At 72.3% G+C, this 25,263-nt stretch carries 27 protein-coding genes; 13 read left to right on the top strand and 14 right to left on the bottom strand.

Annotated elements, in window-relative coordinates; genetic code table 11:
* Position 1 precedes the first annotated feature (1 nt).
* Entirely contained in the window at positions 2–208 is a 207-nt protein-coding gene (locus D7M15_RS03150; RefSeq protein WP_121516081.1) for a hypothetical protein, read from the top strand.
* Between the two features lie 144 nt (positions 209–352).
* Entirely contained in the window at positions 353–1,087 is a 735-nt protein-coding gene (locus D7M15_RS03145) for a GAF and ANTAR domain-containing protein (RefSeq protein ID WP_165906189.1), read from the top strand.
* A gap of 73 nt (positions 1,088–1,160) precedes the next feature.
* Here the strand turns inward: D7M15_RS03145 and D7M15_RS03140 are convergent, their stop codons facing one another.
* The 4 genes from D7M15_RS03140 to D7M15_RS03125 form a co-directional block, all read right to left on the bottom strand.
* Positions 1,161–2,972 (bottom strand): thiamine pyrophosphate-requiring protein, encoded by a 1,812-nt coding sequence (locus D7M15_RS03140; protein ID WP_121516079.1) that lies wholly within the window; start codon positions 2,970–2,972, stop codon positions 1,161–1,163.
* Between the two features lie 114 nt (positions 2,973–3,086).
* Entirely contained in the window at positions 3,087–3,449 is a 363-nt protein-coding gene (locus tag D7M15_RS03135; protein ID WP_121516078.1) for a hypothetical protein, read from the bottom strand.
* 111 nt (positions 3,450–3,560) lie between these two features.
* Entirely contained in the window at positions 3,561–4,952 is a 1,392-nt protein-coding gene (locus D7M15_RS03130; RefSeq protein ID WP_121516077.1) for a 6-phospho-beta-glucosidase, read from the bottom strand.
* Positions 4,949–5,701, bottom strand: a complete 753-nt coding sequence (locus D7M15_RS03125) for a DeoR/GlpR family DNA-binding transcription regulator (protein ID WP_121516076.1) — start codon at positions 5,699–5,701, stop codon at positions 4,949–4,951. The genes D7M15_RS03130 and D7M15_RS03125 overlap by 4 nt, the downstream gene beginning before the upstream one ends.
* A 449-nt stretch (positions 5,702–6,150) precedes the next feature.
* On the opposite strand from D7M15_RS03125, the gene D7M15_RS03120 reads away from it, so the two are divergent.
* The 6 genes from D7M15_RS03120 (at position 6,151) to D7M15_RS03095 (ending at position 13,132) form a co-directional block, all read left to right on the top strand.
* The gene (locus D7M15_RS03120; RefSeq protein WP_121520136.1) at positions 6,151–7,215 is read left to right on the top strand and encodes a PfkB family carbohydrate kinase; all 1,065 of its coding nucleotides are present in this window, start codon (positions 6,151–6,153) and stop codon (positions 7,213–7,215) included.
* Between the two features lie 25 nt (positions 7,216–7,240).
* On the top strand, positions 7,241–8,761 hold the full coding sequence (locus tag D7M15_RS03115) for an extracellular solute-binding protein (RefSeq protein ID WP_121516075.1): 1,521 nt from the start codon (positions 7,241–7,243) through the stop codon (positions 8,759–8,761).
* Between the two features lie 107 nt (positions 8,762–8,868).
* The gene (locus D7M15_RS03110) at positions 8,869–9,711 is read left to right on the top strand and encodes a sugar ABC transporter permease (RefSeq protein WP_240649564.1); all 843 of its coding nucleotides are present in this window, start codon (positions 8,869–8,871) and stop codon (positions 9,709–9,711) included.
* Positions 9,708–10,529, top strand: coding sequence for a carbohydrate ABC transporter permease (locus tag D7M15_RS03105; protein ID WP_121516073.1), 822 nt, complete (start codon positions 9,708–9,710; stop codon positions 10,527–10,529). Before D7M15_RS03110 ends, D7M15_RS03105 begins: the two co-directional genes overlap by 4 nt.
* Before the next feature lie 198 nt (positions 10,530–10,727).
* Positions 10,728–11,891: a PQQ-dependent sugar dehydrogenase gene (locus D7M15_RS03100; RefSeq protein WP_121516072.1), complete on the top strand. Its 1,164-nt coding sequence runs from the start codon at positions 10,728–10,730 to the stop codon at positions 11,889–11,891.
* A gap of 167 nt (positions 11,892–12,058) precedes the next feature.
* On the top strand, positions 12,059–13,132 hold the full coding sequence (locus tag D7M15_RS03095; RefSeq protein ID WP_121516071.1) for a winged helix-turn-helix domain-containing protein: 1,074 nt from the start codon (positions 12,059–12,061) through the stop codon (positions 13,130–13,132).
* Between the two features lie 28 nt (positions 13,133–13,160).
* On the opposite strand, the gene D7M15_RS03090 is transcribed toward D7M15_RS03095, so the two are convergent.
* Together D7M15_RS03090 and D7M15_RS03085 are read right to left on the bottom strand one after the other, a co-directional pair.
* Positions 13,161–13,517, bottom strand: coding sequence for a hypothetical protein (locus D7M15_RS03090; protein ID WP_127201708.1), 357 nt, complete (start codon positions 13,515–13,517; stop codon positions 13,161–13,163).
* Between the two features lie 167 nt (positions 13,518–13,684).
* A complete protein-coding gene (locus D7M15_RS03085) occupies positions 13,685–14,077 on the bottom strand; it encodes an ATP-binding protein (RefSeq protein ID WP_121520135.1) in 393 nt (130 codons plus the stop codon).
* 209 nt (positions 14,078–14,286) lie between these two features.
* Here D7M15_RS03085 and D7M15_RS03080 point away from each other — a divergent pair, with 209 nt between their 5' ends.
* The 5 genes from D7M15_RS03080 to D7M15_RS03060 all read left to right on the top strand — a co-directional run bounded on the left by D7M15_RS03080 (position 14,287) and on the right by D7M15_RS03060 (position 17,537).
* Entirely contained in the window at positions 14,287–15,135 is an 849-nt protein-coding gene (locus D7M15_RS03080) for a helix-turn-helix transcriptional regulator (protein WP_121520134.1), read from the top strand.
* Positions 15,132–15,338, top strand: coding sequence for a DUF397 domain-containing protein (locus tag D7M15_RS03075; RefSeq protein WP_121516069.1), 207 nt, complete (start codon positions 15,132–15,134; stop codon positions 15,336–15,338). The genes D7M15_RS03080 and D7M15_RS03075 overlap by 4 nt, the downstream gene beginning before the upstream one ends.
* 83 nt (positions 15,339–15,421) lie before the next feature.
* Complete coding sequence (locus D7M15_RS03070; protein WP_121520133.1) at positions 15,422–15,757, top strand: DUF397 domain-containing protein; 336 nt, start codon at positions 15,422–15,424, stop codon at positions 15,755–15,757.
* A gap of 178 nt (positions 15,758–15,935) precedes the next feature.
* Complete coding sequence (locus D7M15_RS03065; protein WP_121516068.1) at positions 15,936–16,358, top strand: VOC family protein; 423 nt, start codon at positions 15,936–15,938, stop codon at positions 16,356–16,358.
* A 54-nt stretch (positions 16,359–16,412) separates the two neighbouring features.
* Positions 16,413–17,537 (top strand): winged helix DNA-binding domain-containing protein, encoded by a 1,125-nt coding sequence (locus tag D7M15_RS03060; protein ID WP_121516067.1) that lies wholly within the window; start codon positions 16,413–16,415, stop codon positions 17,535–17,537.
* 25 nt (positions 17,538–17,562) lie between these two features.
* On the opposite strand, the gene D7M15_RS28150 is transcribed toward D7M15_RS03060, so the two are convergent.
* The 8 genes from D7M15_RS28150 to D7M15_RS03025 form a co-directional block, all read right to left on the bottom strand.
* Positions 17,563–18,084 (bottom strand): hypothetical protein, encoded by a 522-nt coding sequence (locus D7M15_RS28150; RefSeq protein ID WP_127201707.1) that lies wholly within the window; start codon positions 18,082–18,084, stop codon positions 17,563–17,565.
* Between the two features lie 290 nt (positions 18,085–18,374).
* Complete coding sequence (locus D7M15_RS03055; RefSeq protein WP_121516066.1) at positions 18,375–19,628, bottom strand: phosphopentomutase; 1,254 nt, start codon at positions 19,626–19,628, stop codon at positions 18,375–18,377.
* A 10-nt stretch (positions 19,629–19,638) separates the two neighbouring features.
* Positions 19,639–20,802, bottom strand: coding sequence for an alanine racemase (locus tag D7M15_RS03050; protein ID WP_121516065.1), 1,164 nt, complete (start codon positions 20,800–20,802; stop codon positions 19,639–19,641).
* A 2-nt stretch (positions 20,803–20,804) separates the two neighbouring features.
* The gene (locus D7M15_RS03045; protein WP_121516064.1) at positions 20,805–21,944 is read right to left on the bottom strand and encodes an aminotransferase class V-fold PLP-dependent enzyme; all 1,140 of its coding nucleotides are present in this window, start codon (positions 21,942–21,944) and stop codon (positions 20,805–20,807) included.
* A gap of 1 nt (position 21,945) precedes the next feature.
* Entirely contained in the window at positions 21,946–22,935 is a 990-nt protein-coding gene (locus D7M15_RS03040; RefSeq protein WP_121516063.1) for a phosphotriesterase, read from the bottom strand.
* Between the two features lie 55 nt (positions 22,936–22,990).
* Entirely contained in the window at positions 22,991–24,325 is a 1,335-nt protein-coding gene (locus D7M15_RS03035) for a YhfT family protein (RefSeq protein WP_121516062.1), read from the bottom strand.
* 62 nt (positions 24,326–24,387) lie between these two features.
* Entirely contained in the window at positions 24,388–24,744 is a 357-nt protein-coding gene (locus D7M15_RS03030; protein WP_121516061.1) for a DUF2620 domain-containing protein, read from the bottom strand.
* Between the two features lie 101 nt (positions 24,745–24,845).
* Positions 24,846–25,232, bottom strand: coding sequence for a transcriptional antiterminator (locus tag D7M15_RS03025; RefSeq protein WP_121516060.1), 387 nt, complete (start codon positions 25,230–25,232; stop codon positions 24,846–24,848).
* Between the last annotated feature and the right edge of the window lie 31 nt (positions 25,233–25,263).

Here is a 25,263-nt window from a genome sequence, read left to right as displayed (position 1 = left end):
CATGGCCGCACGACCCCCGATCGTGGTGCACCCGCCCTCCCCGAGCGGCGGGCGCCGCGTCACGGCCCACGGGAACATCCTCGGCCTGGCGTACGGGCTGGGGGACGTCTACGAGTTCCTGCGCCGGGCCGGCATCCCCGAGGACGAGCTGCGGCTCGACGACCCGGAGACCGTCGAGTGGCGCGGCGGGGACCGGACCACCTGGTAGCGCCGCCGCCGGTGCCCACGGGCCGTACCCGCCGACCGTGCCCGGGGCCGTTCCGGGGCCGTTCCCGGTGGCGGGGCGGGGTCGCCTCCGGCCGCCAGTACGATGAGCGGGCGGGGGAGAAACCGGAAGAATGGGTGGGTGGCGGTGACGCAGCACGCTGCGATCGATCTGGCGGCGCTCTTCGCGTCGCTGGCGCGAAGACTCAGCCGAGAACCGACGAAGGAGCAGACGCTCCAGCAGGTGGTCGACCTGGCCGCCGTCGTCGTACCCGGCGGCGACCACGCGGGAGTGACCGTGCAGCGGCGCGGGAAGCGGCTGGAGAGCCCCGCGTACACCGACCCGCTGGTCCAGCAGCTGGACCGCGCGCAGGTCGAGGAGAACCAGGGCCCGAGCCTGGACAGCGGGACCGAGGAGCCGATCCTCGTCGTCCCCGACATGGCGACGGACCAGCGCTGGCCGCGCTTCTCGGCCCGCGCCCGGCGGATGGGCATCCGCTCCATGCTCACCTGCCAGCTCCGGAGCGAGCGCGGCACACTGGGCGCCCTCAACCTCTACGCCGAGAGCGCCGAGGCGTTCGACGACTTCTCCGTCCAGTCCGCCGCCATCTACAGCGCGCACGCCGCGCTCGCCATGTCCCACGCCGCCGTCGTGGACTCGCTGACCACGGCGATGGAGAGCCGCCAGGTCATCGGCGAGGCGACCGGGCTGCTGATGGAACGCTACGAGGTGACGTCGCCGCAGGCGTTCCAGATGCTGGTCCAGGCGTCCCAGCACCTGAACGTCAAGCTGCGGAAGGTCTCGGAGATGGTCGTCGAGAAGCGCGTCGCGCCCGAGGACATCCCGCCCGAGGACCTTCCCGCGGCCACGGCCTCCCCGTAGCCCGTACCCCGTGGCCCCGGCCGGATCGCGCGGGCGGCCGTACGGCCGGGGGCGACCGTACGGCGCGCGTCCGTCACCCCTCGTCGTGCGGCTTCTCCCCGCGCCCCGGCAGGAACTCCTGCACCTTCGCCTTGAAGCCCTGCTTCATCACGTGACCCCGCGCCGTGTCGCCCTTGAGCAGGGACTTCGCCGTCGCTTCCAGCTGCTCCCAGCTGGCGTGCGGCGGGATGGGCGGCACGGAGGGGTCGGTGACGAAGTCCAGGACCACCGGCCCGTCGGCGTCCAGCGCCCACCGCCACGCGTCCGTCACCTCGGCCGGGTCCGTCACCCGTCGGCCCGCCAGCCCGAGGGACTCCGCGAAGGCGGCGTACGGCACGTCCGGCAGCCCCTGCGACGGTACGAACTGCGGCGAGCCGCCCATGGCGCGCATCTCCCACGTGACCTGGTTGAGGTCGCGGTTGTTCCACGCGGCCACGACGAGCCGCGGATCGGCCCACTCGTGCCGGTACTTCGCGGCGGTGATCAGCTCCGCCAGCCCGTTCATCTGCATCGCGCCGTCCCCGACGAGCGCGATCACCGGCCGGTCCGGGTGCGCGAACTTCGCGCCGATCGCGTACGGCACCGCCGAACCCATCGTCGCCAGCGTGCCCGACAGCGAACCGCGCATGCTGCCGCGCGTCCGCAGGTGGCGCGCGTACCAGTTCGCGACGGAACCGGAGTCCGCCGTCACGATCGCGTCGTCGGGCAGCAGCGGGTCCAGGCAGTGCGCCACGTACTCCGGGTTCACCGGGTCCGCCGCCACCCGCGCCCGCCGCGACAGCATCTCCCACCACCGGTCCACGGAGGACTCGACGGCGCCCAGCCACTCGGCGCCCTCCTCGTTCGGCTCCAGCAGCGGCAGCAGACGCCGCAGGGTGGCCCGCGCGTCGCCGGTGAGGTTCACCTCGTACGGGTAGCGCATGCCCGCCATGTGCGGGTCGGCGTCGAGCTGCACACCGCGCGCCTTCCCCGGCTCGGGCAGGAACTCGCTGTACGGCATGCTGGAACCGACCGTGAGCAGCGTGTCGCAGTCCCGCATCAGCTCGTACGAGGGCCGGGTGCCCAGCAGCGCGATCGACCCGGTGACGTACGGCAGCGTGTCCGGCAGCACGTCCTTGCCGAGCAGCGCCTTCGCCACCCCGGCACGCAGCCGCTCCGCGGTCTCCCGCACCTCCGCGGCCGCGCCCGCGGCGCCCTGCCCGACGAGCATGGCCACCTTCGTACCCGAGTTGAGCACCTCGGCCGCCCGCTCCAGCGCCTCCTCCGACGGCACGGCCGCCGCCGGGCTCCAGCCCAGGCTGGAGGGGACCATGCCGTGCGCGTGCCCCGGCGCCTCGTACGGCAGGTCCTGCACGTCCCCCGGGATGATCACGGCGGTGGGCGCGCGGCGGGCGCAGGCGGTACGGAAGGCGCGGTCGAGCACGTTGGGGAGCTGCTGCGGCACGTTCACGGTGGCCAGGAAGTCGGAGGCGACGTCCTTGAACAGGCTGTGCAGGTCCACCTCCTGCTGGAACGAGCCGCCCATCGCGGACCGCGCGGTCTGCCCGATCAACGCCACCACCGGCACGTGGTCGAGCTTCGCGTCGTACAGCCCGTTCAGCAGGTGGATGGCGCCCGGCCCGGACGTCGCGACGCAGACGCCGGGACGCCCGCTGAACTTGGCGTACCCGACGGCCTCCAGCGCGGCCGTCTCCTCGTGCCGCGCCTGCACGAACCGCGGCCGGTCCCCGGCCCGCTCCCAGGCGGCCAGCAGCCCGTTGATGCCGTCACCGGGGTAGCCGTGGACGTACTCGACACCCCACTCCCGCAGCCGGGCCAGTACGTGGTCGGCGACCTTCTCGGACATGGGCGCGCGCTCCTCTCGACGGCTCGCGTCGGCGACCCGACACCCCCGCGCCGCCACCGCCCGACCCGGGTGACCCGCCCACGGGGGCGGAAACCCGGGGGAGGGGCCCGCGTGTCAGTCGAACGAGATGCCCCCGTGCACGTCTCGGGCCTGGATGACAGGGCCCTGGATGCGGGCGTCGCCCGTGATCGTGTTGACCGTGTGGTGGACCGTGCCGGTCTCCGGGAGCAGGGCGCGGTGCGTGTCCGCCCACGCGTGCAGCTCGCGGGCGAACTCCGGGTCCGTCGCGGCGTGTTGGAGGATGCGGCCCTCCAGGACCCGTACGGCCTCCGCGTCCTCCGGCGTCGCCGGTTCGGCCGTGCGGCCGAGGGCGCGGCGGACCAGTGACGTCAGGGAGGTCCAGGCGCTCTGCCCGGCGGCGGTCGCGACGCTGCCCGCCGCGACGGATACGAGGGCCACTGCCGTCTCCGTGTCCATGTGCTCACCGTACGTGGGGAGTTGTGCCCGTGTCACCGGTACGCCCCCGCCGGGTCGAAGCTGGGGCGGGCCGGGGTCGCGTGACCCCGGCCCGTACGCGTGCCCCGTACGTCAGAACCCGCCCGCCGTGGACAGGATGCGGTCCGCGACCCGTACGGAGTCCACCAGTGGGTGCAGCGCCAGCGCGCGGAGCGCGGCGTCGCGGGAGCCGGTGGCGGCGGCTTCGATGGCGGCGCGTTCGACGCCCTTGAGGGTGAGCATCAGGCCGAGTTGGTCGGGTGCGACCGCGCCGGTCGACAGCGGGCGGGCGCCCGAGGCGTCGACCAGGCAGGGCACCTCGACGACGGCGTCGTGGTCGACGCCGGGGACGGCGCCGCGGTTGGGCACGTTGAGGATGAGGGTCGTGCGCTCGTTGCGGGCGACGGCGCGCATCAGGGCGAGCGCCACCCGGTCGTAGCCGCCGCCTTCGAGGTCGCAGCTGTCGCGCTGCCAGCCGCCGGTCGACTCCCGGCTCTCCGCCATGTACGTCTCCTCGCGCTCCCGCCGGTTGCGCTCCCAGGCGTCGTACGCGTCCCCCGCGCCGTCCTCCGTACCGCTGCCGCCGCCGTCGAGCCGGTCGGTCAGCCCCTCGTAGAAGCGGGACTGCTGCGCGTGCAGGAACTCGCCGCGGGTGGCGTCGGCGCCGCGGAGGGAGGCGACGGCCTCGCGGTTGAAGTAGTAGTAGTGCAGGTATTCGTTGGGCAGGGCGCCGAGCGCGCGCAGCCAGTCCGCGCCGAACAGCTTCCCCTCCTCGAACGTGCCCAGCGCCACCGGGTCCGCGAGCAGCCCCGGCAGCCGGTCGTCGCCGTCGACGACGACGCGGCGGAGCCAGCCGAGGTGGTTGATGCCCACGTAGTCGTAGCCCGCGCGGTCCGGGTCGGCTCCGAGGGCGCGGGCGGCGCGGCGGCACAGGCCGACGGGGGAGTCGCAGATGCCGATCACCCGGTCGCCCAGGCCGCGTTCGCGGAAGACGCGGCACATGGCCTCGGTGACCATGCCCGCCGGGTTGGTGAAGTTGATGACCCACGCGTCGGGCGCGACGTCCGCGATCCGCTCCGCGATCCGTACGGCCACCGGCAGCGTCCGCAGCCCGTACAGCACGCCGCCCGCGCCCACCGTCTCCTGCCCGAGGACGCCCTCCGCGAGCGGCACGCGTTCGTCTCCGACGCGGCCCGCGAGGCCGCCGACGCGGATCGCGGAGAACACGAAGTCGGCGCCGCGCAGGGCGTCGTCGAGGTCGGTGGTGGCGCGTACGGCGGGGGCCGGGCCCGGCGCGTCGGGGCGTTCGCGGTGCCGTTCGGCCTGCCGGGCGAGTACGGCGCCGATGGCGTCGAGGCGGCGCCGGTCGGTGTCGTACAGGACGAGTTCGGTGCACCGGCCCGCCGGGTCCCCGGCGTCGTCGAGCAGGGCCTGGTGGACCAGCGGCACCCGGAAGCCGCCGCCGCCCAGCACAGTGAGCCTCATACCTGGACTACCTCCACTTCGGCCTCGCGGAAGACGGCGAGGGTGGCCGGATCGGACGTCCGGCCGGTGACGAGCGTGTGGATGTCGGGCGCCTCGCACACCCGGGCGCTGCCCGTGCCGGGGAACTTCCGGGCGGTGGCGAGGAGTACGACCCGGCGGGCGGATCTCAGCATGGCGCGTTTCACGGGCACCTCGATGTCGGTGGTGTCCAGCACCCGCCCGTCGGGGAGCACCCCGCTGGTGCCGAGGAACAGCCGGTCGACGTGCAGCTGGTGCAGGCTCGACTCGGTCAGGAAGCCCACGAGGGAACGGTAGTTGGGCCGTACCTGCCCGCCCAGCAGGATCAGCGTCACCTCGGGGTCGCCGCGCAGCTCCTCGTACACGGCGAGGTTGCTGGTGACGACGGTGATCGCGCGGTGGTGGAGCCGCCGGGCCAGCTGGAGGGTGGTGGTGCCGATGTCGAGCAGCACCACGTCGCCGTCCTGGACGGTACGGGAGGCGTGCTCGGCCACGGCGTTCTTCGCGGCGAGGTCGTCGACCTCCTCCTCCGCGAAGGGGCGTTCGGCGGAGTCGCGCGCGACCGCGCCCCCGTACACCCGGTGCAGCCGCCCCGCGTCCCCGAGGTCCGCGACGTCCCGGCGTGCCGTCGCCTCGCTGATGCGGAGCCGCCGGGCGATCTCGGTGACCGGGAGGACGCCCTCCTCGCGCAGGATGCGCAGCAGGTGTTCGTGCCGGGTCTCGCGGAGCATGGCGGGAATGTACCGCGAGTGAGCGACCTTGCGCGAGTATGACCGAGGTATTGCATTCTGGGCCGGTGACCTGCAAGGTGTCGGGCACGGCGAGGCGACCGGCCCGCGCCCCGCGCGGCCACCCCGAGTCCGGGCCCCCGACGGGCCCGGGGCCGGGCCGCGTGGGTACGACGTACGCGGCACGAGTCCGTGCGCGCCCCGCGAGGGTGTCCGGGACGGGCGCGGTGCGCGTACCGTCACGGCATCCGGCCACGCGGAGGACGCGCGCGCACGACGCACACGTACGGCCACGCGTCAGGCCACACGTAGGGCCACGCGTACGACGACACGTCCCGTACGGGCACGGAACCGCCGCCCGGGCGGGCGGCGGTGAGCGAAAGGGAGCGAGAGGGTTGAGCGACACGGCACGCGGCCAGGGCGGACCCTCGCCGGTCCCGGCGCCCGCGCCGATGGACCCGCTGGCGGACGTACGCGGCGACGACGCCCCGGACGTGGACGTCTTCCTCACCGGCACCGTCTTCCTCGACATCATCTTCACCGGGCTCGACCACGCCCCCGTACGCGGCACCGAGTCCTGGTCGACCGGTATGGGCTCCAGCCCCGGCGGCGTCGCCAACATGGCCACCGCCCTGCGCCGCCTCGGCCTGCGCACGTCGCTGGCGGCGGCCTTCGGCGACGACGTGTACGGCGACTACTGCTGGGAGAGCCTCTCCGACAACGAGGGCATCGACCTCGCCCCCTCCCACCGCGCGTCCGGCTGGCACTCGCCGGTGACCGTGTCCATGGCGTACGAGGGGGAGCGCACCATGGTCTCCCACGGTCACGCCGCCCCCAAGCCGTGCGTCAGCGCGGCGGCCCGGCCCCGTTCGCGGGCCTGTGTGACGTCGCTGGAGCCGGGCCGGTTCGCGGACTGGGTGCGGCAGGCGCACGCCGAGGGCAGCATGATCCTCGCGGACGTCGGCTGGGACGAGACCGGCGCCTGGGACCCGGACACCCTCGCCGACCTGTCGTTCTGCCACGCGTTCCTGCCCAACGCCACCGAGGCGATGCACTACACCCGTACGGACAGCCCCGAGGCCGCCGTACGCGCGCTGGCCGAGCTGGTGCCGATCGCCGTGGTCACCAAGGGGTCCGGCGGCGCGATCGCCGTGGACGGGGTGACGGGTGAGACGGCGGACGTGCCGTCGCTGCGGGTGGAGGCGCTCGACCCGACGGGGGCGGGCGACGTGTTCATGGCCGGGTTCACGACGGGCACGCTGGCGGGCTGGCCGCTCGCGGACCGGCTCGCGTTCGCGAACCTCACCGCCGGGCTGTCCGTGCAGCACTTCGGCGGTTCGCTGTCCGCGCCGGGCTGGCGCGAGGTGGCGGCGTGGTGGCAGTACGCGCGGCGGTGCGGCGGCCAGAGCGAGGACGTGATGCGCCGCTACGCCTTCCTGGCGGACCTGCTGCCCACGGGCGCCCACGAGGGGGCCCTGCGCCGGGCCACCCCGACGATCGGTTTCCGCGCGCCGTGACGGGTGCCGAGAGGAGTTGCTGAGGATGAGCTTCCGCCGCGAGGAGGGGGCGGCCGGGCGCCGCCCGTTCCGTACGCCCGACTCCCGTACGCCCGGGGCCCGTTCGGCCCGTACGGTCCACGCCCGTTCACCCCGTACCGCCCGCTCCCGTACGGTCGCCGCCGTCGCCCTCGCACTCGGCACCGCCCTCCTCGGCGCCGCCTGCGTCCCCGGCACCGACGGCTCCGGCGCGGGGCCCGCCGGCGGGGGCGGCGCCACGGCCGTGCCCGACCCGGCGAAGGCGGGGAAGGTGACGCTGACGGTCTGGGACCAGGAGGTGCGCGGCGGCCAGAACGCCGAGATCGAGCAGTTGAACGAGGAGTTCCAGGAGAAGTACCCGAACGTGCGGATCAAGCGCGTCGCCCGTAGCTTCTCCGACCTCAAGACGACGCTGAAGCTGGCCCTCTCCGGCAACACCCCGCCCGACGTCGTCCAGGCCAACCAGGGCTACGCCGACATGGTGGCCTTCGCGAAGGCCGGGATGCTCACGCCGCTGGACGACTACGCGGGCCTGTACGGCTGGAACAGCCGCTACCCCAACACCCTCCTCGACCTCAACCGCGTCTCCGCGGACGGCCGGAACTTCGGCACGGGCCGCCTCTACGGCCTGTCCCAAACCGGCGAGTACATCGGCGTGTACTACAACAAGGACGTCCTCGACGACGCCGGTGTCGAACTCCCGCGCACCTGGGCCGAGTTCACCGACGCCCTGCCGAAACTGAAGAAGGCGGGCGAACTCCCCGTCCAGTTCGGCAACCTCGACAAGTACCCGGCCATCCACACCTTCGGCGTGCTCCAGGACCAGGCCGCCGACAGCCCCGCGCAGATCCGCGACACCATCCTCGGCAAGGGCGGCGGCTTCGACAACGAGGCCACGGAGCGGGCCGCCCGTACGCTCGCGGACTGGGCCGACCAGGGTTACCTGCCGGACGGCGCGAACGGCACCGGGTACGACGACGCGGCGAAGAAGTTCGCGGGCGGCGACGGCGCGTTCCTCGTCACCGGCACCTGGCAACTCGCCGACCTGAAGAAGCAGATGGGCGGGAAGCTCGGCTTCATGCCGCCCCCGCCCGCCCAGGCCGACGGCCCGCTGCGCACCACCGGCGGCCAGGGCCTGGCCTGGGCCGTGACCTCCAAGTCCCGGCACCCGGACGTCGCCGCCGCCTACCTGGAGCACCTCACCGACGCCCACGCCGCCGACGTGATGACCGGCGAGGGCGTGCTCCCCGCCGTCCCCGGCAAGGCCGCCGACCGGGTGCCGAAGGACAGCCCGGACGGGCAGATGGTGCGCGCCTGGGAGCGGTTGAACGAGGACGACGGCATGATCCCGTACCTCGACTACACCACGCCCACCCTCTTCGACACCCTCTCCGCCGACCTCCAGGGCGTCATCGAGGGCAGCCTCTCGCCGGAGAGGCTGCGGTCGAAGATGCAGGACGAGTACGCGGCGTTCCGCGCCGAGCAGGGTGAGGAGAAGGAGAGCGCGGACGGGGGCACGGACCGGTGACCGCGCCGCCCGCCAAGGAGCGCGCCCGCCCCTCCGCCCGCGCCGCCCTCCGCGCGTACGCCGCCCACCACCGCCGCCGCGCCCCCGGTGAGCCGCGCGCGGTCGGCCTGCTGTACGTGCTGCCCGCGCTCGTCCTCTACGCCCTCTTTCTGCTGGTCCCGCTGGGCCAGACCGTCTGGCTGTCGTTCCTCGACTGGGACGGCCTGACGGCCGCCAGCTGGGCCGGGTTCGACAACTACCGTGAGCTGGCCACCGATCCGGCGCTGCGCGCCCCGTTCGCGCACGCGCTCGTGCTGCTGTTCTTCTACGCCGTGCTGCCCGTCGCCCTCGGCCTGCTGCTGGCGGCGGCACTGTCGCGCTTCCGGGTGCGCGGCATGACGTTCTTCCGTACGGTCCTCTTCCTGCCGCAGGTCCTCGCGATGGTCGTCGTCGGTGTCGCCTGGCGCTCGATCCTCGCGCCCGACGGGCTGCTGAACGACGTGCTGCGCGCCGTCGGAGCGGGCGGCCTCGCCCGCTCCTGGCTCGGTGACTACACCTGGGCGCTGCCCGCCGTCGGCGTCGTCGGCACCTGGGTGGAGACCGGGCTGTGCCTGGTGCTGTTCCTGGCGGGCGCGCAGCGCATCCCGCGCGAGCTGTACGAGGCGGCGCGGATCGACGGGGCGGGCGCCGTACGGGAGTTCCTCACCGTGACGCTGCCCGGTCTGCGCGGTGAGATCGCCGTGGCGCTGACCCTCACCATCGTCGCCGGGCTGCGCAACTTCGACCTGATCTACATCACCACCAGCGGCGGCCCCGGCAACGCCACGTCGGTGCCCGCCTTCGAGGTGTACCGGCGCGCGTTCGAGGTGAACGAGGTCGGGTCCGCCGCCGCGATGGGCGTCGCGCTCACCGCGTTGATCTTCGGCCTGACCGTGGTGGTCGCCCGGCTGGTGGAGGGCCGTACGTCATGATCAGCCGCACCGAGCGCACCCTCACGTACGCGATCCTCGGCCTGTTCACCGTCATCTCCCTGACGCCCGTCGTCGGCATCCTGTCGTCGGCGTTCGGTGAACGCTCGTCCCTGGACACCGGCTTCTCGCTGCCCTCCGGCCTCAACTGGGGCAATTTCAGCGAGGCGTGGACCCGCGGCCACTTCGGCAGCTACCTCACCAACTCGCTGCTCGTCGCCGCCGCCGTCGTCACGGTCACCACGGTGCTCGCGACGCTCGCCGCGTACGGGCTCGGCGCGATGCGCTTCCCCGGCTCCGAGCTGCTGTTCTACCTCTTCGTCCTCGGGCTCACCCTGCCCCAGGAAGCGGTCCTCGTCCCCCTCTACTTCGACCTGCGGCACTGGGAACTCACCGACACCTACTGGGGGTTGATCCTCCCGCAGACCGCGCAGTCCCTCGCGTTCGGCGTCTTCTGGATGCGTACGTACTTCCGCAACAGCCCCCGCGCCGTCGTCGAGGCCGCCCGGATCGACGGCGCGTCGAGCTGGACGGTGCTGTGGCGGGTGCTGCTGCCGATGGGGCGGCCCGCGCTCTCCACGATGGTCGTCATCGTCTTCATGTGGACGTGGAACGAGTTCCTGCTCGCGCTGGTGATGGTCAGCGACGAGGCGCACCGCACCGTGCCGCTGGGCCTCGCGTTCTTCCAGGGCCAGCACAGCTCGGACACCGCGCTGCTCGCGGCGGCCTCGGTGCTGATCGCGCTGCCGGTGGTCCTCGTGTACGTGCTGCTGCAACGGCGCTTCATCGAGGGCATGTTGACGGGCGCGACGAAGGAGTAGCCGGGGCAGGGCCCCGCGGGCGTACGGCTATTGGGTACGTCTTTGGTCTACACCAAGACCGGCCGCGCCAGTATGCTCACCCGTGCCAGTGGCACGATCCCCCCACCCTGGTTGCGTGCTGGCGACGGGCGACGCCCACACCACTCTGTCCCCAGCAGCCGGGTGAACTCCTCGACCGCCGCCTCCAGGAGGTTCACGGTGAAGGTCCGCACCAGAAGCTCGGCGATCATCGGCACGCTCTGCGTCGTCGCGGGACTCGCGTTCGCCAACGCGTCCGCGAACGAACCCGCCGACGGCCCCGCCAACTCGCAGCAGAAGGCCGCCGCCGCGGTCGCCCTCAAGGAGGTCGGGCAGGCGGAGAACCCGGCCGCCGGCACCGCCGGCCCCGGCGACAGCGTGTGGATCGCCGAACGCCCCGGCCGCGTACGGGTCCTGGGCCCCGACGGCCTCGGTGAGCCGGTCCTCGACATCACCGACGAGACGACCATCGACGGCGAACGCGGCCTGCTGGGCGTCGCGTTCGACAAGGACTTCGCGCACTTCTACATCATGTTCACCGACCTGGAGGGCACCAGCACCCTCGACGAGTTCGCCGTCGAGGACGGCAAGCTCAACGAGGACAGCCGCCGTACGGTCCTCACGCAGGAGCAGCCGTACGACAACCACAACGGCGGCCAGATCGCGTTCGGCCCCGACGGCATGCTCTACATCGCGCTGGGCGACGGCGGCTCCGGGGGCGACCCGGACGGCAACGGCCAGAAGCTCGACACGCTCCTCGGCAAGATCCTGCGGATCGACCCGGCGGGCGGTGGCGAGGAGCCGTACAAGATCCCGGACGACAACCCGTTCGTCGGCCAGGAGGGCGCGCGCGGCGAGATCTGGTCGTACGGCCTCCGCAACCCGTGGCGCTTCTCCTTCGACGCGGAGAACGGCGACCTCTACATCGGTGACGTCGGCCAGAGCGCCTGGGAGGAGATCGACCGCCAGCCCGCCGACAGCAAGGGCGGCGAGAACTACGGCTGGAACCAGATGGAGGGCAACCACGTCTTCCGCGAGGGCACCGAGCCGGAGAACCACGTGCCGCCGATGCACGAGTACGGCCGCGACGACCTGGCCTGCTCCGTGACCGGCGGGTTCGTCTACCGGGGTGAGAAGCTGCCCGACCTCAAGGGCCAGTACCTCTTCAGCGACTACTGCGACGGCACCGTCCGCGCCCTCCAGATGGAGGACGGCAAGGTGGTCGGCGAGAGCGACCTCGGGGTCAACGGCGGCGAGGTCGTCTCGTTCGCGCAGGGCCCGGACAAGGAGCTGTACGTGCTGGACATCGGCGGCACGATCTCCCGCATCGACCCGGCGGCGTAACGCGCCACACGCTCCCGCCCCCGCCGTTGTCCTCTCCGAGGGCCGACGGCGGGGGCGTCGTCGTGTGCGGGGGCGCGCGGCGGTCCGGGGCGCGGGCCGCGTGCGTACGCCCGCCCCCGGGCGGGGTAGGAACCGGGCACGACGGGGAACGGGTCCGGGGGGACGGAATGATCCGTATCGACATGCCTGCCGCACGGCTCGCGCGGACGCGCTGGGCCCTCTCGCCCGTCGGGGAGTCGGCGGCGCTCCTCCTCGCCGTGGCCGAGCAGTCCGGCGACCGTACGGGCCGTGCGCGTGGTGCGGGCCGTACGCCCGAAGTGGCCGCCACGCGCGCGCTGTTGGCGTCCGGCCGTACGCCGCTGCTGGCGGCCGTGTGCCGCGGACTCACCGTCTACCTGCCGGAGTTGCTGACCCCCCGCCCCGAGACGTTCGCGCCCACCGCCGACGAACAGCTGCACCGCGTCGCCACCACGGACCCGACCGAGGTCGGTGACCAGCTCACGGCGTTCCTCACCGGGGGCGAGGCCCGCAGACGCCGCTGCCCCTGGCTCCCGGAGGGTCAGTTGGGGAGTGCGCCGGGCGGCGCCGGGCACGCCCTGCGCGCCCGAATGGAACGGGGCGAGGCGGACGTACGCGAGCAACTGGCCCGTGAACTGCACCAGTTGTGGGTCGTGGCCCTCGCGGACCACTGGCCCGCCGTCGCCGCCGGATGCGCGGAGTACGTGGAGCGGCAGGCGCGTTCGGCCGCGCGGGAGGGCTTCGGCACGGCGCTCGGGTCGCTCCACTCGTCGTTCACCTGGCGCGACGACGCGCTGGACGTGGCGGCCCCGACGGAGGGACGGGTGGCGGGTACGGGCCCCCTGACGCTCGTACCCTCCCGCTTCCTGCGCCGCGTCGCCCTCCACGCCCCGCTTCAGCGGGACGCCGGGCAGGTCGTCGTACCCGTCGCCACGCCATGGCCGGGCGGCACCACCCCGTACGCCGCCCCGCACGTCGCCCCGGTCCTCGGCGTCACCCGCCTCGCGCTGCTCAAGAGCCTCGAACAGCGCCGTACGACAACGGAGTTGGCGCTGCTCCACCATCTGACGCCGGGCTCCGTCTCGTACCACCTGTCGCGGCTGCTGGCGGCCGACCTCGTACGGCGCGAGCGACACGGACGGCTCGTGCACTATTCCCGTACGGCGAGGGCGACCGCCCTGCTCGGCCCCACCCCGCCGGAACCCGGGGGCCCGGCGGGGTAGTTGCACGCTCCTGACGGCCCGTGAGGGGTCAGCAGTAGACCTCGACCTTCCAGGCCAGGCTCAGGCCGTCCAGCGTGCGTTCGCTGTCCCGGGCGACGGTGTCGGTGAGCCCGTTGGTGTAGTAGATGCGGAAGCCGTTGCCGTGGGCCTTGGCGTACTCGAAGTAGGAGTTGACGTGGTTGACGCCGCACGACGGCAGGTTCCAGACGCGCTCGGAGGAGATGTACAGGCACGCCTTCCCGTCCCCGCAGTACGTCTTCCACTCGGTGGCGCCCACGTCCCCCGCGGTGGCCGCTGACGACGTGGTCGCGCTGCCGGTGACGGCGGCGAAGGCGAGCGCGGCGGCCACGGCCGCGCGGGACAGGAATCGGCTGGCAGGTCTCATCGAGGAGTTCCCCCTTGTGTGTTCGACGAATGGTGCTCGACGGAGATGTCCGCGTCCGAACGCGCCGGACCGCGCCGGACCCCTCGAAGCTAGCGACGCGGCACGCGGGCGGGCCGAGCATTCGAGCAGCCTCGAATCGTCCTGGCGCCGGGCGCCGTTGGCCCGCCTCACCGTTCGGTGACCTCCGCCCAGACCGTCTTCCCGGACGGGGCGTACGCCTCCGTGCCCCACCGCTCGGCCAACGCGTCCACCAGGATCAGCCCACGACCGGACTCGGCGTCGTCACCCGGCGGTTGAGGCGGCACGACCTCGGGCGGGCGGCGTTCCCCGCAGCCGTCGGTGACCTCGATCCGCAGCCGGTCGCCTCCGGGCGACAGCAGCAGCGTGAGCCGGAAGCCGCGCCCCGGCAGCACGCCGTGCAGGGCGGCGTTGGCGGCGAGTTCGGACACGATCACCTCGGCGGGCTCGCGGATGCCCGACGGGGCGTGCCAGCCGCGCAGTTGGTCGACCGCGAGCAGCCGCGCGAGATGCGCGCCGCGGCGGGTGGACGACAGCAGCATGGTGAAGCGGCGCGGGCGGGCCGCCGTACCCGGGGGAGTGGTCAGTTCGTGAGTCACGTCACAAACCCTGACCGGGGGGACGTACGCTGAACAGCGACGACTCCGGTACGCAGCGCTACCGTCCGCCTCTCATCGGGCGTGTGTACCGGTGGACGGCCGTGACCGTGCGGAGGTGGACGGGCGGCGATCAGAACGGTGCGGTGACACGCATGGCTGACCCGATGGACGAGGACGCGGGTGACGGCGCGGTGGATTTGTTCCGCGCGCTGGGACGACAGATCAAACTGCTCAGGGAACGGGCCGGACTCACCCAGCGCGAACTGGGCGACCGGCTGGGGTACGGCGAGAACCTGATCTCGTCGGTGGAACGGGGCCGCCGCGTGGCGCAACCCGAACTGCTCGACGCGGTGGACGAACTCCTGGACGCGGGCGGCCTGTTGAGCGCCGCCAAGGAGGACGTGGAACGGGCGAAGGCGAAGGCCCGGGTGAAGCACCCGGCCTGGTTCCGCGACTACGCCGGCCTGGAGCGCGAGGCCGATGCGATCAGTTTCTTCAGCACTGTCACCGTGCCTGGGCTCCTTCAGACCGAGGAATACGCTCGCGTCACCTTCGCCGTACGGCGGCCGCTGCTGGACGGGGAGACCATCGAGCAGCGGGTCACCGCGAGGTTGGTCCGTCAGGAGATCCTCACTCGCTGGCCTTCGCCGCTTGTGACGGCCGTCATCGATGAATCGGTACTACGACGGGCGATCGGCGGGCAGGAGTCACAACGCGGTCAGTTGAAACATCTGCTCAAAATGAGCCGACTTCGTTGCATCACGGTTCAGGTGCTGCCGTTGGCTTGTGAGGAAAACGCGGGTGTGGACGGGCCTTTCACCCTGCTGACGCCGAACGGTAAGCCGCAGGTGGGATACCTGGAGGTGCAGGGGATCAGTCGCCTGATCACAGAGCAGGCGGAGGTCCGTATGCTGGCCGAACGTTACGGGAGCATCCGCGGTCAGGCACTCACGCCGAGTGATTCGGCCGCCTTGATCGACAGACTGTTGGGGGAACGATGACAGGCGAGGCAGCCGCAGGGATCAGCGCCGAACTTGTGTGGTTCAAGAGCAGCTACAGCGGTGGTGAGGGCGGCGAGTGCGTTGAGGTGGCGGCCACGGACTATGGGGTGTGTGTGCGTGACTCGAAGGATGTGTCGCGTTCGCACCTGTCGACGCCGGGCGTGAGTTGGTCGCACTTCGTGCGATACGCGGCGGGCGGTTGATCTGTCCTGCTCGGGCTTCCCTCCCCGCGATGCTGGGGAGGGTAAAGCTGTCCTGGTCGGAGACCGACGTGGAGGAGACCCGTATGCCGAGCCTGGAACGGTCCCTACGACTCGACTGGTTCAAGAGCAGTTACAGCGGAGACGAAGGCGGAGAGTGCGTGGAGGTGGCCGTCGCCGCTCCGGTGTGGTTCAAAAGCAGCTACAGCAGCAATGAAGGCGGCGCCTGCGTGGAGGTTGCCGTAGCCGCTCCGCTGTGGTCGAAGAGCAGCTACAGCAGCAACGAGGGTGGCGATTGCGTCGAGGTGGCGGTGACGGAGGCCGTCGTGTGCGTGCGGGACTCGAAGGACGTCTCGCGCCCGCACCTCTCGACGCCGGGCGTCGGCTGGTCGCACTTCGTGCGGTACGCGACCCGCGCCTGACCGCATCCTCTTGCCCGTGGGAACGGCCCGTGCCCCGGAACCGCCAGGGCACGGGCCGTTTCCGTGGGGCTGGCGAACCAGCGGCAGTAGCGGACACTCCCTGACCTGTACCGCCGACATAGTGGGGCCCGAGCCGCCCGAGGGGCGGCGCTCACTGTCAACGAGCAAGGAGCGGGCCATGTCCGTCACGACCACCACCCACCTGAACTTCCGGGGCGACGCCCGCGAGGCGCTGGCCTTCTATCACTCGGTCTTCGGCGGACGTACGGCCGTCGTCACGTACGCCGACGCGGGCGCCGTACAGGACCCCGCCGCGGCCGACCAGGTGATGTGGGGTGAGGTGGCGGCGGACAACGGCTTCCACGTCATGGCGTACGACGTGCCCGCGCAGCTGTCGTACGACCAGGGGGAGAAGGCGTTCTTCGTCTCCGTACGGGGCGACGATGCCGACGAGATCAGCGACCTGTGGAAGCGACTGGCCGAAGGATCGACGGTCGTACGGGAGTTGGAGGCCGCGCAGTGGTCGCCGCTGTACGGGATGCTCACGGACCGCTTCGGCGTGACGTGGGTGCTGGACGTGGCGGTGCCGTACGACGGGTGATCCCGTACCCCGCGCAACGCGCCCGCCCGACGACCGACACCCTGACGAGGACCGATGACCGTTCTGGACGCCCGTACGCTCAACCGCGCCACACTCGCCCGCCAGCACCTCCTGACGCGCGCGGACGGGACCACGGGCGACGCCGTGCGCGCCATGGTGGGGCACCTGTGCGGGGTGCAGGCGCAGGAACCGCAGGAGCCGTTCGTCGGACTGTGGTCGCGGCTGTCAGGGTTCGAACCAACGGCGCTGGACGCCGAGTTGACCGGCCGTACGCTCGTCCGCGTCCACCTCATGCGGCGTACGGTCCACCTGGTCACGGCCGCCGACATGCTGGCATGGCGGGCCCGGCACGACGCGATGCTGCGGCAGCGGGTGGTGGGGGTGTACCGGCGGGAACTGGACGGCCTAGACCTGGACGCCGTGGCGGAGGCGGGGCGGGCGGCGATGGCGGACGGGGAGCCGCGTACGAAGGCGGAACTGGTCGCGGCCGTACGGGAACGCTGGCCCGACGTACCGAAGCAGGCGCTCGGGGAACTCCTCGTGGCGTCGCTGATCCCCATGGTGCAGCTGCCGCCACGGGGGTTGTGGCGGACGCGGGCCGGGGTGCGGAACCAGACCGTGGCGGCGTGGCTGGGCCGGGACGTCGATCCGCTGCCGGTGACTGACGCGGATGCGGACCCGGCCGAGGCGGACCCGGTGGGGCAGCGGCTGGTCCGCCGCTACCTGGCCGCGTACGGGCCCGCGACCAGTGGCGACCTGCGGGCCTGGTGCGGACTGGCGGGACTCCCGGCGGCGGTGAAGGCCGTACGGCCGGAGCTGGTCACCTTCCGCGACGAACGCGGCCGGGAACTCCTCGACCTGCCCGACGCCCCGCGCCCCGACCCGGACACCCCCGCGCCGGTCCGCTTCCTCCCGGCCTTCGACAACGCGATCCTCGGCTACCAGGACCGCAGCCGCATCATCGACGACGCCCACCTCGGCGTCTCGGTGGCGGGCGACCGCGTCCTCCTGGTCGACGGCCGCGCCACCGCCACCTGGACGGTCCGCGACCACACCCTCCACCTCACCCCGTTCCGCACCCTCACGGCACCGGAACGGGAGGAGATCCACGCGGAGGCGGCACTCTTGTCGACGTTCCTCGACGAGGACATCACGGACCTCCACATCCCGGCGGCGTGAGCGGGGGAGGCACGTCCGGGTCAGCTCATTTGTTCAGAGTAAATTGACTTAGGTCGTCGTGACCCAACTCCAAAATTCCCTCCTGCGTGAGGGACTCGATATCTTCTATGTAGGGAATCGAGTTTGTGCGGTGCGTGCAGAAGGTCATGTGAGCCGTGAGCTGCGGGTGCTCCTCCGCGCTCTCTGAAACTGAGATGTACGCGCGAACGGTTGGCTCCGCTGCAACTTCCAGGCTGCTGCGGATACCGGCACAAGCATAGGCAACGCTCCGGCGGAGCAAGGTTGCCAGCCGTTCTCGCGCATCGTTCGGCAGGTCATGATCCATCATCGCGCGGCCGTTTACGGTCGATTCGGTGTGAACTGGATCGTTGTTCTCCAGTTTGCCGAAGTAGCTGTCCCATAATGACGTGACCAGCCATGCTCCATCCTCGTGCTGCTTCCATCCTTCTATGAAAGTTTCTCGATAGTCTTGAGGGATGTCCGTATCGCTCACCTCAAGAGGTGGCACGCTGCCCAGCAGGTAAGACATGAGGGAATTGGCGCGCATGAATCACTTCACCCTTCGCCTCGGGATTACAGACCCTTGCTGATTCCGGTGTGAAACCCTAAGCCATTCTGGGGTTCCCGTACAGCTCGGGCGGGCACGCGCCTTCCGTGGCTCATGACACATTCCTGCTCGGGAGCAGGTCTGAAATCCCTCCCGGAAAATCCCGTGATGGCTGTCTGGCGACCAACCGGAGACAGCTCCAGGCCCCTCTCTAACCCTGGCCCGTAGAAATCCAAGTTCCCGGCGTTCGCTCCCGTGTGCTCATCCGGCGCGGCTGTTCCGCGGGGGCGCTACGGCCGGTGGACGGGTGTGCGTCTGCCGGTGTGGAGGGGTGTTCCGGCCGCGAGGTCCTCCGGGCGCAGGCCGAGGGAGCGGGCCGCGGTGGCGGCCACGTCGGCGAGGCTGTCCGCGTCGGGCAGCACCTCGGCGCCGTCCGCCTCGGGGCGGTGGATGAGGACCGGTACGTACTCCCTGGTGTGGTGCGCGTGGCCGATCGTCGGGTCGTTGCCGTGGTCGCCGGTGACGATCAGCCGGTCCCCGGAGGCGCCGAGCAGTGACACCAGTCCGGCGAGTCCGGCGTCGACCTGTTCCAGGAGCCGGCCGTACCGGTCCGCGTCCTGTTGGTGGCCCGCCAGATCGGTCTCCTGGACGTTCGCGACGACCAGGGCGTCGCCGTCGGCGCGTACGGCCTCCATGGTGTGTGCCAGGACGTCGGAGGTGGCCACGGCCGGGCGGTGGGTCGCGGCCTCGCACACCAGGATGTCGGCCGCCTTGCCGACCAGGGTGACGGGGACACCGGCCCGCGCGGCCAGTTCGGGGAGCTGGCGGGTGTGGTCGAGCGGGGCGCCCAGGTGTTGGACGCGCAGGCCGCCGTTCCGGTAGAAGCCGGTGGCCGGGGTGTCCAGGCCGACCGTGCCGCCGCCACCGGGCCGGACGAAGCGGGGGAGCGGCCCGTCCGCGTGGCCGCCGACCGCGATGACCCGGGCGACCGGTGCCACCGCGCGTACGGTACGGGCGACGGCGAGGATTCCGCCGGGCCCGTCGAAGGGCAGGTCGTCGAGGGCGCCGGAGGCGTTCCAGTTGATGCCGGGGTCGGCCTCCAGGTTGTCGTGCACGAGGACCGTCCCGTCGACGACGAGCAGCGGGCGGCCGTCGAGCCGTTCCGTACGGTGGCCCGCAGCCGTGAGCGCCTCGGCCACCTCGTCGAGGTGGTCGGCGAGTCGGGCGACGGCGACCCGGCTGAAGTCGGCCCCCATCATGGTCTGGTGGCCCGCGAACGTGTCCGCGCCCGGATAGCCGAGCGCGGCCCGCCCCGCCGCCACCGGAAGCTTCGCGTGCCCGGCCAGATCCCGGTGGGGGCGGACCGTGCCCAGGCCCAGCGCCTCCAGCACCGGCAGGCGCAACGGCCGCCCCCACGCGGTACGGGCGTGGTCGAGGACGTGCCCGCAGGTGTCGGCGCGGAGGTCGCCGGGGCGCAGCGCGCCCGCGTCGGGCATGGCGCCGATGCCGAATCCGTCGATGACGACGATGACGGTCCTGGCCATGGAGTGCTCCTTACAGGGCCCGACCCTGCGCGTCGTAGAGGCCGTTCAGCCGGGGAGTGCCGGAGGAGAGGCCGGAGACGACGGCGACGGTCGAGCGGGTGACGAAGATCTGGGTGCGGAAGGCGAGCAGCGCGGTGTCACCGAGGCGGAGGTCCGCGCCGTCGGTGGGGGCGTCGAGCAGCCGGTAGTAGTCGATGTTCCGGGCGGGCGCGTCCGGTACGCCGAGACGGGCGCCGGTACGGGGGAGGAGAGCGGAGCGGATGTGCGAACGGGCGTAGAAGCCGCCGCCGAACAGGGCCGGGCGGCCGTCGTCGAGGGTGTGGGCGACCTCGGTGACGTAGACGTACGCGGGCTTCTCCGGCTGCGTCGGGTCGAGGGCGTGCAGGGGTGTGGTGCCGGTGAGGGCGTGGCCCGGTTCGCCGTGGGTGGCGCCCCACTCGGCGAGGAGCGGGAGGGAGGCGGCCGACGTGGCGCTGGGGGCGCTCAGTTCGAGGTCGCGGTGGCCGCGGGCGGCGAGCACCTCGCGGGCCTTGACCGCCAGTTCGAGGTTGGGGGTGGCCGTGGGCAGGCCGGTGACGGGGTCGCACAGGACGCACGGGAAGGCGGTCACGCCCGCGATCCGGAGGGAACGCAGCGCCTCGGCCCGCTCCGCGAAGGCGTCCAGCCGCTCCAGCGGAACGCCGCCCTCCTGCCCGGGGTAGACGGTCCCCTCGGCCCCCTCGACCCGGATCAGCACGTCCTGCGTCCGGCCCACCGCGTGGGCGGCGTCCGCCACGGCGCGCGCGTTGGCCAGGTCGAAGACGGTGACGCGGTCGGGCCGCAGGGCGAGCACGCCGGGCAGCGTCCGCCGGGGGATCTGGCCGAGGTGGCCGACGTTCCCCAGCAGGGCACCCGACGCGTGCAGGGTCCGCGTCTCGGTGACGTCGATGGCGGCGGCGCGGGGGATGTGGCGGGCGACGGACCGGACGAGTTCGGGGTTGCGGCCCAGCTGCTTCACGACGAACCAGAGGGCGACGCCGACCTGTCGGGCCGTCTCGGCCAGCACCGCCGCGTTCTCCTCGACGGCGTCGAGGTCCATGACGTACGTGTCCGGCGGGACGCGCCCCGAGTCGTGCAGGTTGGCCGCGGCGTCGACGAGCCCGGGGTTGCGGTGGAGCAGGGTGTCGAGGAACACGGTCAGGGGTCCTCCGGTTCGTTCGGCGCGGCGAGCGGTTCGTTCAGGGCGGCGAGCGAGCGGCGCAGGATGTCGAGCACGAGATCCGCGCCCGCCCGCATCGGGTTGACGCGTACGGTCCAGTCGGCCAGTTCCGGGGCGTCGGCCAGGGAGGAGCCGGACAGCCGGTAGAACAGCGGGGCGATCTCGTAGCGGGAGTTGGAGCCGACCGGGTAGGGCGCGGCGCCGAACCGGGCGGCGACGGCCGGGAGTCGCGCGGCCACGGGCCGGTCGAGGCGTACCAGCAGGCACCGGTCCTGCGCGTTGGCGATCCGTACCTCCGCGACCCCGTCCACCTCCCCGGCCGCCAGCCGCGCGGCGACCTCGCCGCCCACCCGGGACTGCACGGCCCACGCGACGGGGACGTGCGTGAGGGCGCGCAGCACGTCCAGCGCCTGGTGGCCCTGGACCTGGCCGCCACCGGAGTAGTTGTCGTCGTGGACCCGCGCGACCAGGTCGCCCGCGCCGACGACCACGCCGACGCCCTCCGGCCCGTGCAGCTTGAACAGGGAGAAGCACGAGGCGTCTGCGCCGAGTTCGACCCCGGCCGCCGGGGTGCGCAGGACCGCGTAGTTGTCGTCGACGACCGTACGTACCCCGGCCGCCCGGCAGGCGGCGATCACCTCCGCCGGGTCGTACGAGTCGCCCAGCCGCTGCCGGGTGTGCTGCACGTACGCCCACCGGAAGCGGCCGGAGGCGAGTGCCGTACGCAGCTCCCCGGGGTCGTTGAAGTCGGCCTCCACCGTCCGTACGCCGAGACCGCGCAGCGTGACCCCCGTGGTGCGGTACACCGGGGCGCGGTGGACGAGCAGTTCGTCCCCCGGCCGTACGGTCGCGGTGAGCGCGGCCCGGATCGCGCCCGTACCCGCGCCCTGGACGAAGGCGGCGTCCTCGGCGCCGAAGAAGTCCGCGAGCACGGCCTCGACCCGGGCCGTGGTGCGCGGTCTGCCGAGCCCGGGGACGACGCCGGCGTCGGCGGCGAACAGCTGGTCGCCCTCGAAGTGCGCGGCGGTGGCCTCCAGCAGCCTGAACTGCCGGGCGACCGCGGCCTCCAGACCGACCGTCGCCAGCGGGAACGTCTCGGGCAGTACGGGGGCTTCCACGTCAGTTCTCCTCCACGTCCGCGTCCATGTCCATGTGTGCGTCCGTGCCGACGTCCGTGCCGCCGGTCAGGAAGCGCAGCGGGTTGCGGCGGGTCAGCAGGTCGACGAGGTCGTCGTCCGCGCCCGCCGCCCGGAACCTCGGCAGGAACTCCCCGAAGAGGTGCCCGTAGCCCTGACCGCCCTCGCCGCGCAGATAGCCGTGGCGCGAGATGTCGCAGCTGAGCAGGACCCGGTCGCCGTGGCCCGCCTCCACCAGGGCCGACAGCAGCCGCAGCCGCGTCCGGTCGCTCTGGTACGACTCCTTGCCCACGGTGTCGAAGGCGACGTACGCGCCCCGCGCGGCCAACTCCCGGTGCACCTCCGGGTCGTCCAGCAGATCCTGGTGGCCGACGCAGACCCGTTCGGCGGGCAGCCCCTCGCCGGTGAGCAGCTCCAGCTGGGCGAGACCGCCCCGGCCCAGCTGGGCGTGGGTGGCCAGCGACAGGCCGGTGGCCGACGCGGCCCGCGCGGCGGCCCGTAGCACCTTCGCCTCGGAGGGCGCCGGTACGTCGCCGTGGCTGCCGATCTCACCGAGCACACCGGGGCGGACGCCGGTCGCGCCGATACCGTCCTCGACCTCCCGTACGAGGAGCGCGGCAAGCCTTTCCACGTCGGAGGTGTCGACCTCCGGGGTGTGGAACGGCTCGTAGTACCAGCCGGTCGCGGCGACGACGGGCACGCCCGCCTCCCGGGAGATCCGCGCCAGCGCGCGTACGTCCCGCCCCATGCCCCGACAGGTCAGCTCGACGACCAGGGCGAGCCCGAAGTGCTCCCGCAGACCGCGGAGTTCGCCGGTCACGGACGCCGCGTGGCGCTCCGGGTCGAGGACGGCCGCCCCGTGCCCGTCCCGGTCGAGGTCCAGGACGAGATGCTCGTGGGGGAGCACGGGGCCGCGGACCGCGTCGGCGGCGAGCCGTCCGGTGACGGTACGCAGGGTGCGCGGGTGGTTCATGGCGGTTCCCTCTCCGGTACGGGCGGATGCCGGTCGTCGGATGCCGGTCGTGGTGTCAGCCCTTGACGGGGGTGAACAGGTCGAGCCAGTACAGGAGGTTGAGGAGGACCCCGCCCACGATGACCGCCGCCGGGGCCGCCGCCATCCTGACGACGGGCCGCCCCGCCACGTCGTTGAACAGGTAGAGCCCGCCCACGACGAGGATGCCGAGCCCGCCGCCCATCGCGTTCGCCGCCATCAGCGAACCGAAGAGGATCGCCAGCTGGAGCGTGTCCCCGATCGCGCTGCGCAGGTGCTCCGAGGAGTCCCGCACACTGGGCAGCTTGCCGAGCGCCCTGCCGATCCACGACAGGGCGAGCACCTCGACGGCGAAGACGAGCGCGCCGACGACCGCCGCGAGCACCGGGTTCGGCAGCAGATAGCCGAACGGGTACACGAGCGTGAAGCCCGCGATGCCGTACGCGCCCGAGGCCAGCGCGGTCGTCGCGATCAGCGGTACGAAGCCGAAGACGCGGTAGAAGTCGACCTGCGCCGCCTCCGCGTACTGCCCCTTGGCGATCAGGAAGCTCGTCGCCTCCCCGCCACCGAACACGTGCATCTGGGCGAGGACGCAGACCCCGCCACCGAGCACCATGAACAGCGGCAGGTAGCGGCGCAGCCGGGCCGCGCTGGCGCTGAACAGCGACGCCATCGGATCGTCCGCCGCCACCTCGTCGACCTTCCCGGCCGACCGGTCCGCCCGGCGCTGCCGGAGGTCCTGGGAGACCGCGAGACCGATGAGCATCAGCACGCCGACGGCCATGGCCAGCGCCCCGGCGAACATGTTCGGCCAGAGCTTCATCGTCAGGACGACGAGAGCCACCTCGATCGCTCCCGCCGCCGCTCCCCACCCGCGGCCGAACTGCTTGGTGATCGCGAGCACCGGGAACAGCGTGAACAGGAACAGGATCGGTGTCGACATCTGCTGCATCGCGGTCAGGAAGTCGACCGGCAGGTCGTGCGCGATGTCGTTGGCGCCGTTCAGACCGAACACGACCACCGCGCCCCAGACCCCGCCGAGGAGGGGCGCGAGCCACTTCTTCGGCGCCAGCATGCCGAGGACGTCGGTCGGGAGGAACAGCAGCCAGGGGTTGAGCACCCCGGTGGACAACGCCATCGGGGCACCGAGACCGAAGATGAACCCGGCGGAGAGGCCGAAGGAGACGGCCGTCGTCGCACTGCGGGTGGTACGCCCCTGGATGAAGTCCAACAGGAAGGGGCGGACCCCGTCGTTGAAGACGGCCAGAGCCAGGTGGGCGATGAAAGCGGTCAGCGCGCAGAGAGCTATGACGGTCAGCTGCTGGGCGAGCGTGAAGTCGAAGCCGCTGCCGGCGGCGAGGGCGGTGCTCACGAGTCACTCCTTGAGGGCCCGGTACGGCGGCGGGGCGCCGTAGCCCGTAACCCGTTGCCGGTTCAGCCGTGGGCCGCGATGGCGCGGGCCATGAGGGGGGCGATGGTGTCGACCTGGTCCATCGAGAAGCCGAAGACCTTCTTGCCGTCGGCGAGGAGGGCGTCGATCTCCGCGGCGTCCGGGACACCGCGGCCGAAGGTGTGGCAGGCGGCGCTGCCCATGAGACCGACGAGGACGCCGAGGGACGCGCCGGCGCCCGTATGGCAGGTGCCGAGGTAGAAGTCGGCCTGCCCCGCACGGAACTTCATCGCGGCGTCGAGGTCGCTGGAGGTGGCCACGTCGAGTGAGTCGAGTCCCAGGGCGTCGATGACCCGGGTGACCTCGACCTTGCCGACTCCGCCGGTGAGGATCTTCGTCATTGGTGACCTGCTCTCTGTTCTGGTCGGTGGTGTGTCGTGCGTCGCGTGTCGCGTGTCGCGTGTCGTGTACGGAGGTGCGCGGGGCCGTCCGTCCGCGACGGTCAGGGGGCCGGGGTGGGGGGTGGCCGCTGTGCCAGTACGGCCAGGTGCAGACCGAGGAAGTTGACCTCCGACTCGGGCAGCGCGGCCCCGAGCCGCGCCTCGGCCCGTACGGAGATCGCCCGCGCCCGCGCGACGGCCTCGGGGTGGTCGGCCAGCTCCGCGGCCACCTGGGCGTCGGCGGAGAACTCGTCGATCGGCTCCCCGCGCAGGAGGCGGCCGAACGCCATCGTGAGATGGCTGGTGAGCATGCCCGCCGTCGCCTCGGTGATGGTGTGCCCCTCGGCCTCCAGCGCGGTCAGCTCGTCGGCCACGAAGTCGACGACCGTAGCGGGGACCTGGCCGCCCTCGCGGAACAGTCGAAGTCGGAGAGCGAGCTGTTCGTCCACCGCGATCCTCCTAAAAAACAATCACCAGGAT

Origin of the sequence: Streptomyces sp. Z26 (genome assembly GCF_003665095.1) — a bacterium.
Classification (GTDB): domain Bacteria; phylum Actinomycetota; class Actinomycetes; order Streptomycetales; family Streptomycetaceae; genus Streptomyces; species Streptomyces phytohabitans.
The sequence above is the reverse complement of the archived record's forward strand: the minus strand, read 5'-3'. Positions and strand labels throughout refer to the sequence as shown.

Excerpts from the sequence above, each read along its gene's own strand:
- D7M15_RS03055 (WP_121516066.1), bottom strand. The coding sequence starts at position 19,628 with ATGGCCAGGACCGTCATCGTCGTCATCGACGGATTCGGCATCGGCGCC.
- D7M15_RS03040 (WP_121516063.1), bottom strand. The coding sequence starts at position 22,935 with ATGAACCACCCGCGCACCCTGCGTACCGTCACCGGACGGCTCGCCGCC.
- D7M15_RS03150 (WP_121516081.1), top strand. The coding sequence starts at position 2 with ATGGCCGCACGACCCCCGATCGTGGTGCACCCGCCCTCCCCGAGCGGC.
- D7M15_RS03105 (WP_121516073.1), top strand. The coding sequence starts at position 9,708 with ATGATCAGCCGCACCGAGCGCACCCTCACGTACGCGATCCTCGGCCTG.
- D7M15_RS03130 (WP_121516077.1), bottom strand. The coding sequence starts at position 4,952 with ATGAGGCTCACTGTGCTGGGCGGCGGCGGCTTCCGGGTGCCGCTGGTC.
- D7M15_RS03135 (WP_121516078.1), bottom strand. The coding sequence starts at position 3,449 with ATGGACACGGAGACGGCAGTGGCCCTCGTATCCGTCGCGGCGGGCAGC.
- D7M15_RS03095 (WP_121516071.1), top strand. The coding sequence starts at position 12,059 with ATGATCCGTATCGACATGCCTGCCGCACGGCTCGCGCGGACGCGCTGG.
- D7M15_RS03140 (WP_121516079.1), bottom strand. The coding sequence starts at position 2,972 with ATGTCCGAGAAGGTCGCCGACCACGTACTGGCCCGGCTGCGGGAGTGG.
- D7M15_RS03085 (WP_121520135.1), bottom strand. The coding sequence starts at position 14,077 with ATGCTGCTGTCGTCCACCCGCCGCGGCGCGCATCTCGCGCGGCTGCTC.
- D7M15_RS03075 (WP_121516069.1), top strand. The coding sequence starts at position 15,132 with ATGACAGGCGAGGCAGCCGCAGGGATCAGCGCCGAACTTGTGTGGTTC.
- D7M15_RS03065 (WP_121516068.1), top strand. The coding sequence starts at position 15,936 with ATGTCCGTCACGACCACCACCCACCTGAACTTCCGGGGCGACGCCCGC.
- D7M15_RS03060 (WP_121516067.1), top strand. The coding sequence starts at position 16,413 with ATGACCGTTCTGGACGCCCGTACGCTCAACCGCGCCACACTCGCCCGC.
- D7M15_RS28150 (WP_127201707.1), bottom strand. The coding sequence starts at position 18,084 with ATGCGCGCCAATTCCCTCATGTCTTACCTGCTGGGCAGCGTGCCACCT.
- D7M15_RS03030 (WP_121516061.1), bottom strand. The coding sequence starts at position 24,744 with ATGACGAAGATCCTCACCGGCGGAGTCGGCAAGGTCGAGGTCACCCGG.
- D7M15_RS03120 (WP_121520136.1), top strand. The coding sequence starts at position 6,151 with ATGGACCCGCTGGCGGACGTACGCGGCGACGACGCCCCGGACGTGGAC.
- D7M15_RS03125 (WP_121516076.1), bottom strand. The coding sequence starts at position 5,701 with ATGCTCCGCGAGACCCGGCACGAACACCTGCTGCGCATCCTGCGCGAG.
- D7M15_RS03070 (WP_121520133.1), top strand. The coding sequence starts at position 15,422 with ATGCCGAGCCTGGAACGGTCCCTACGACTCGACTGGTTCAAGAGCAGT.
- D7M15_RS03080 (WP_121520134.1), top strand. The coding sequence starts at position 14,287 with ATGGCTGACCCGATGGACGAGGACGCGGGTGACGGCGCGGTGGATTTG.
- D7M15_RS03090 (WP_127201708.1), bottom strand. The coding sequence starts at position 13,517 with ATGAGACCTGCCAGCCGATTCCTGTCCCGCGCGGCCGTGGCCGCCGCG.
- D7M15_RS03115 (WP_121516075.1), top strand. The coding sequence starts at position 7,241 with ATGAGCTTCCGCCGCGAGGAGGGGGCGGCCGGGCGCCGCCCGTTCCGT.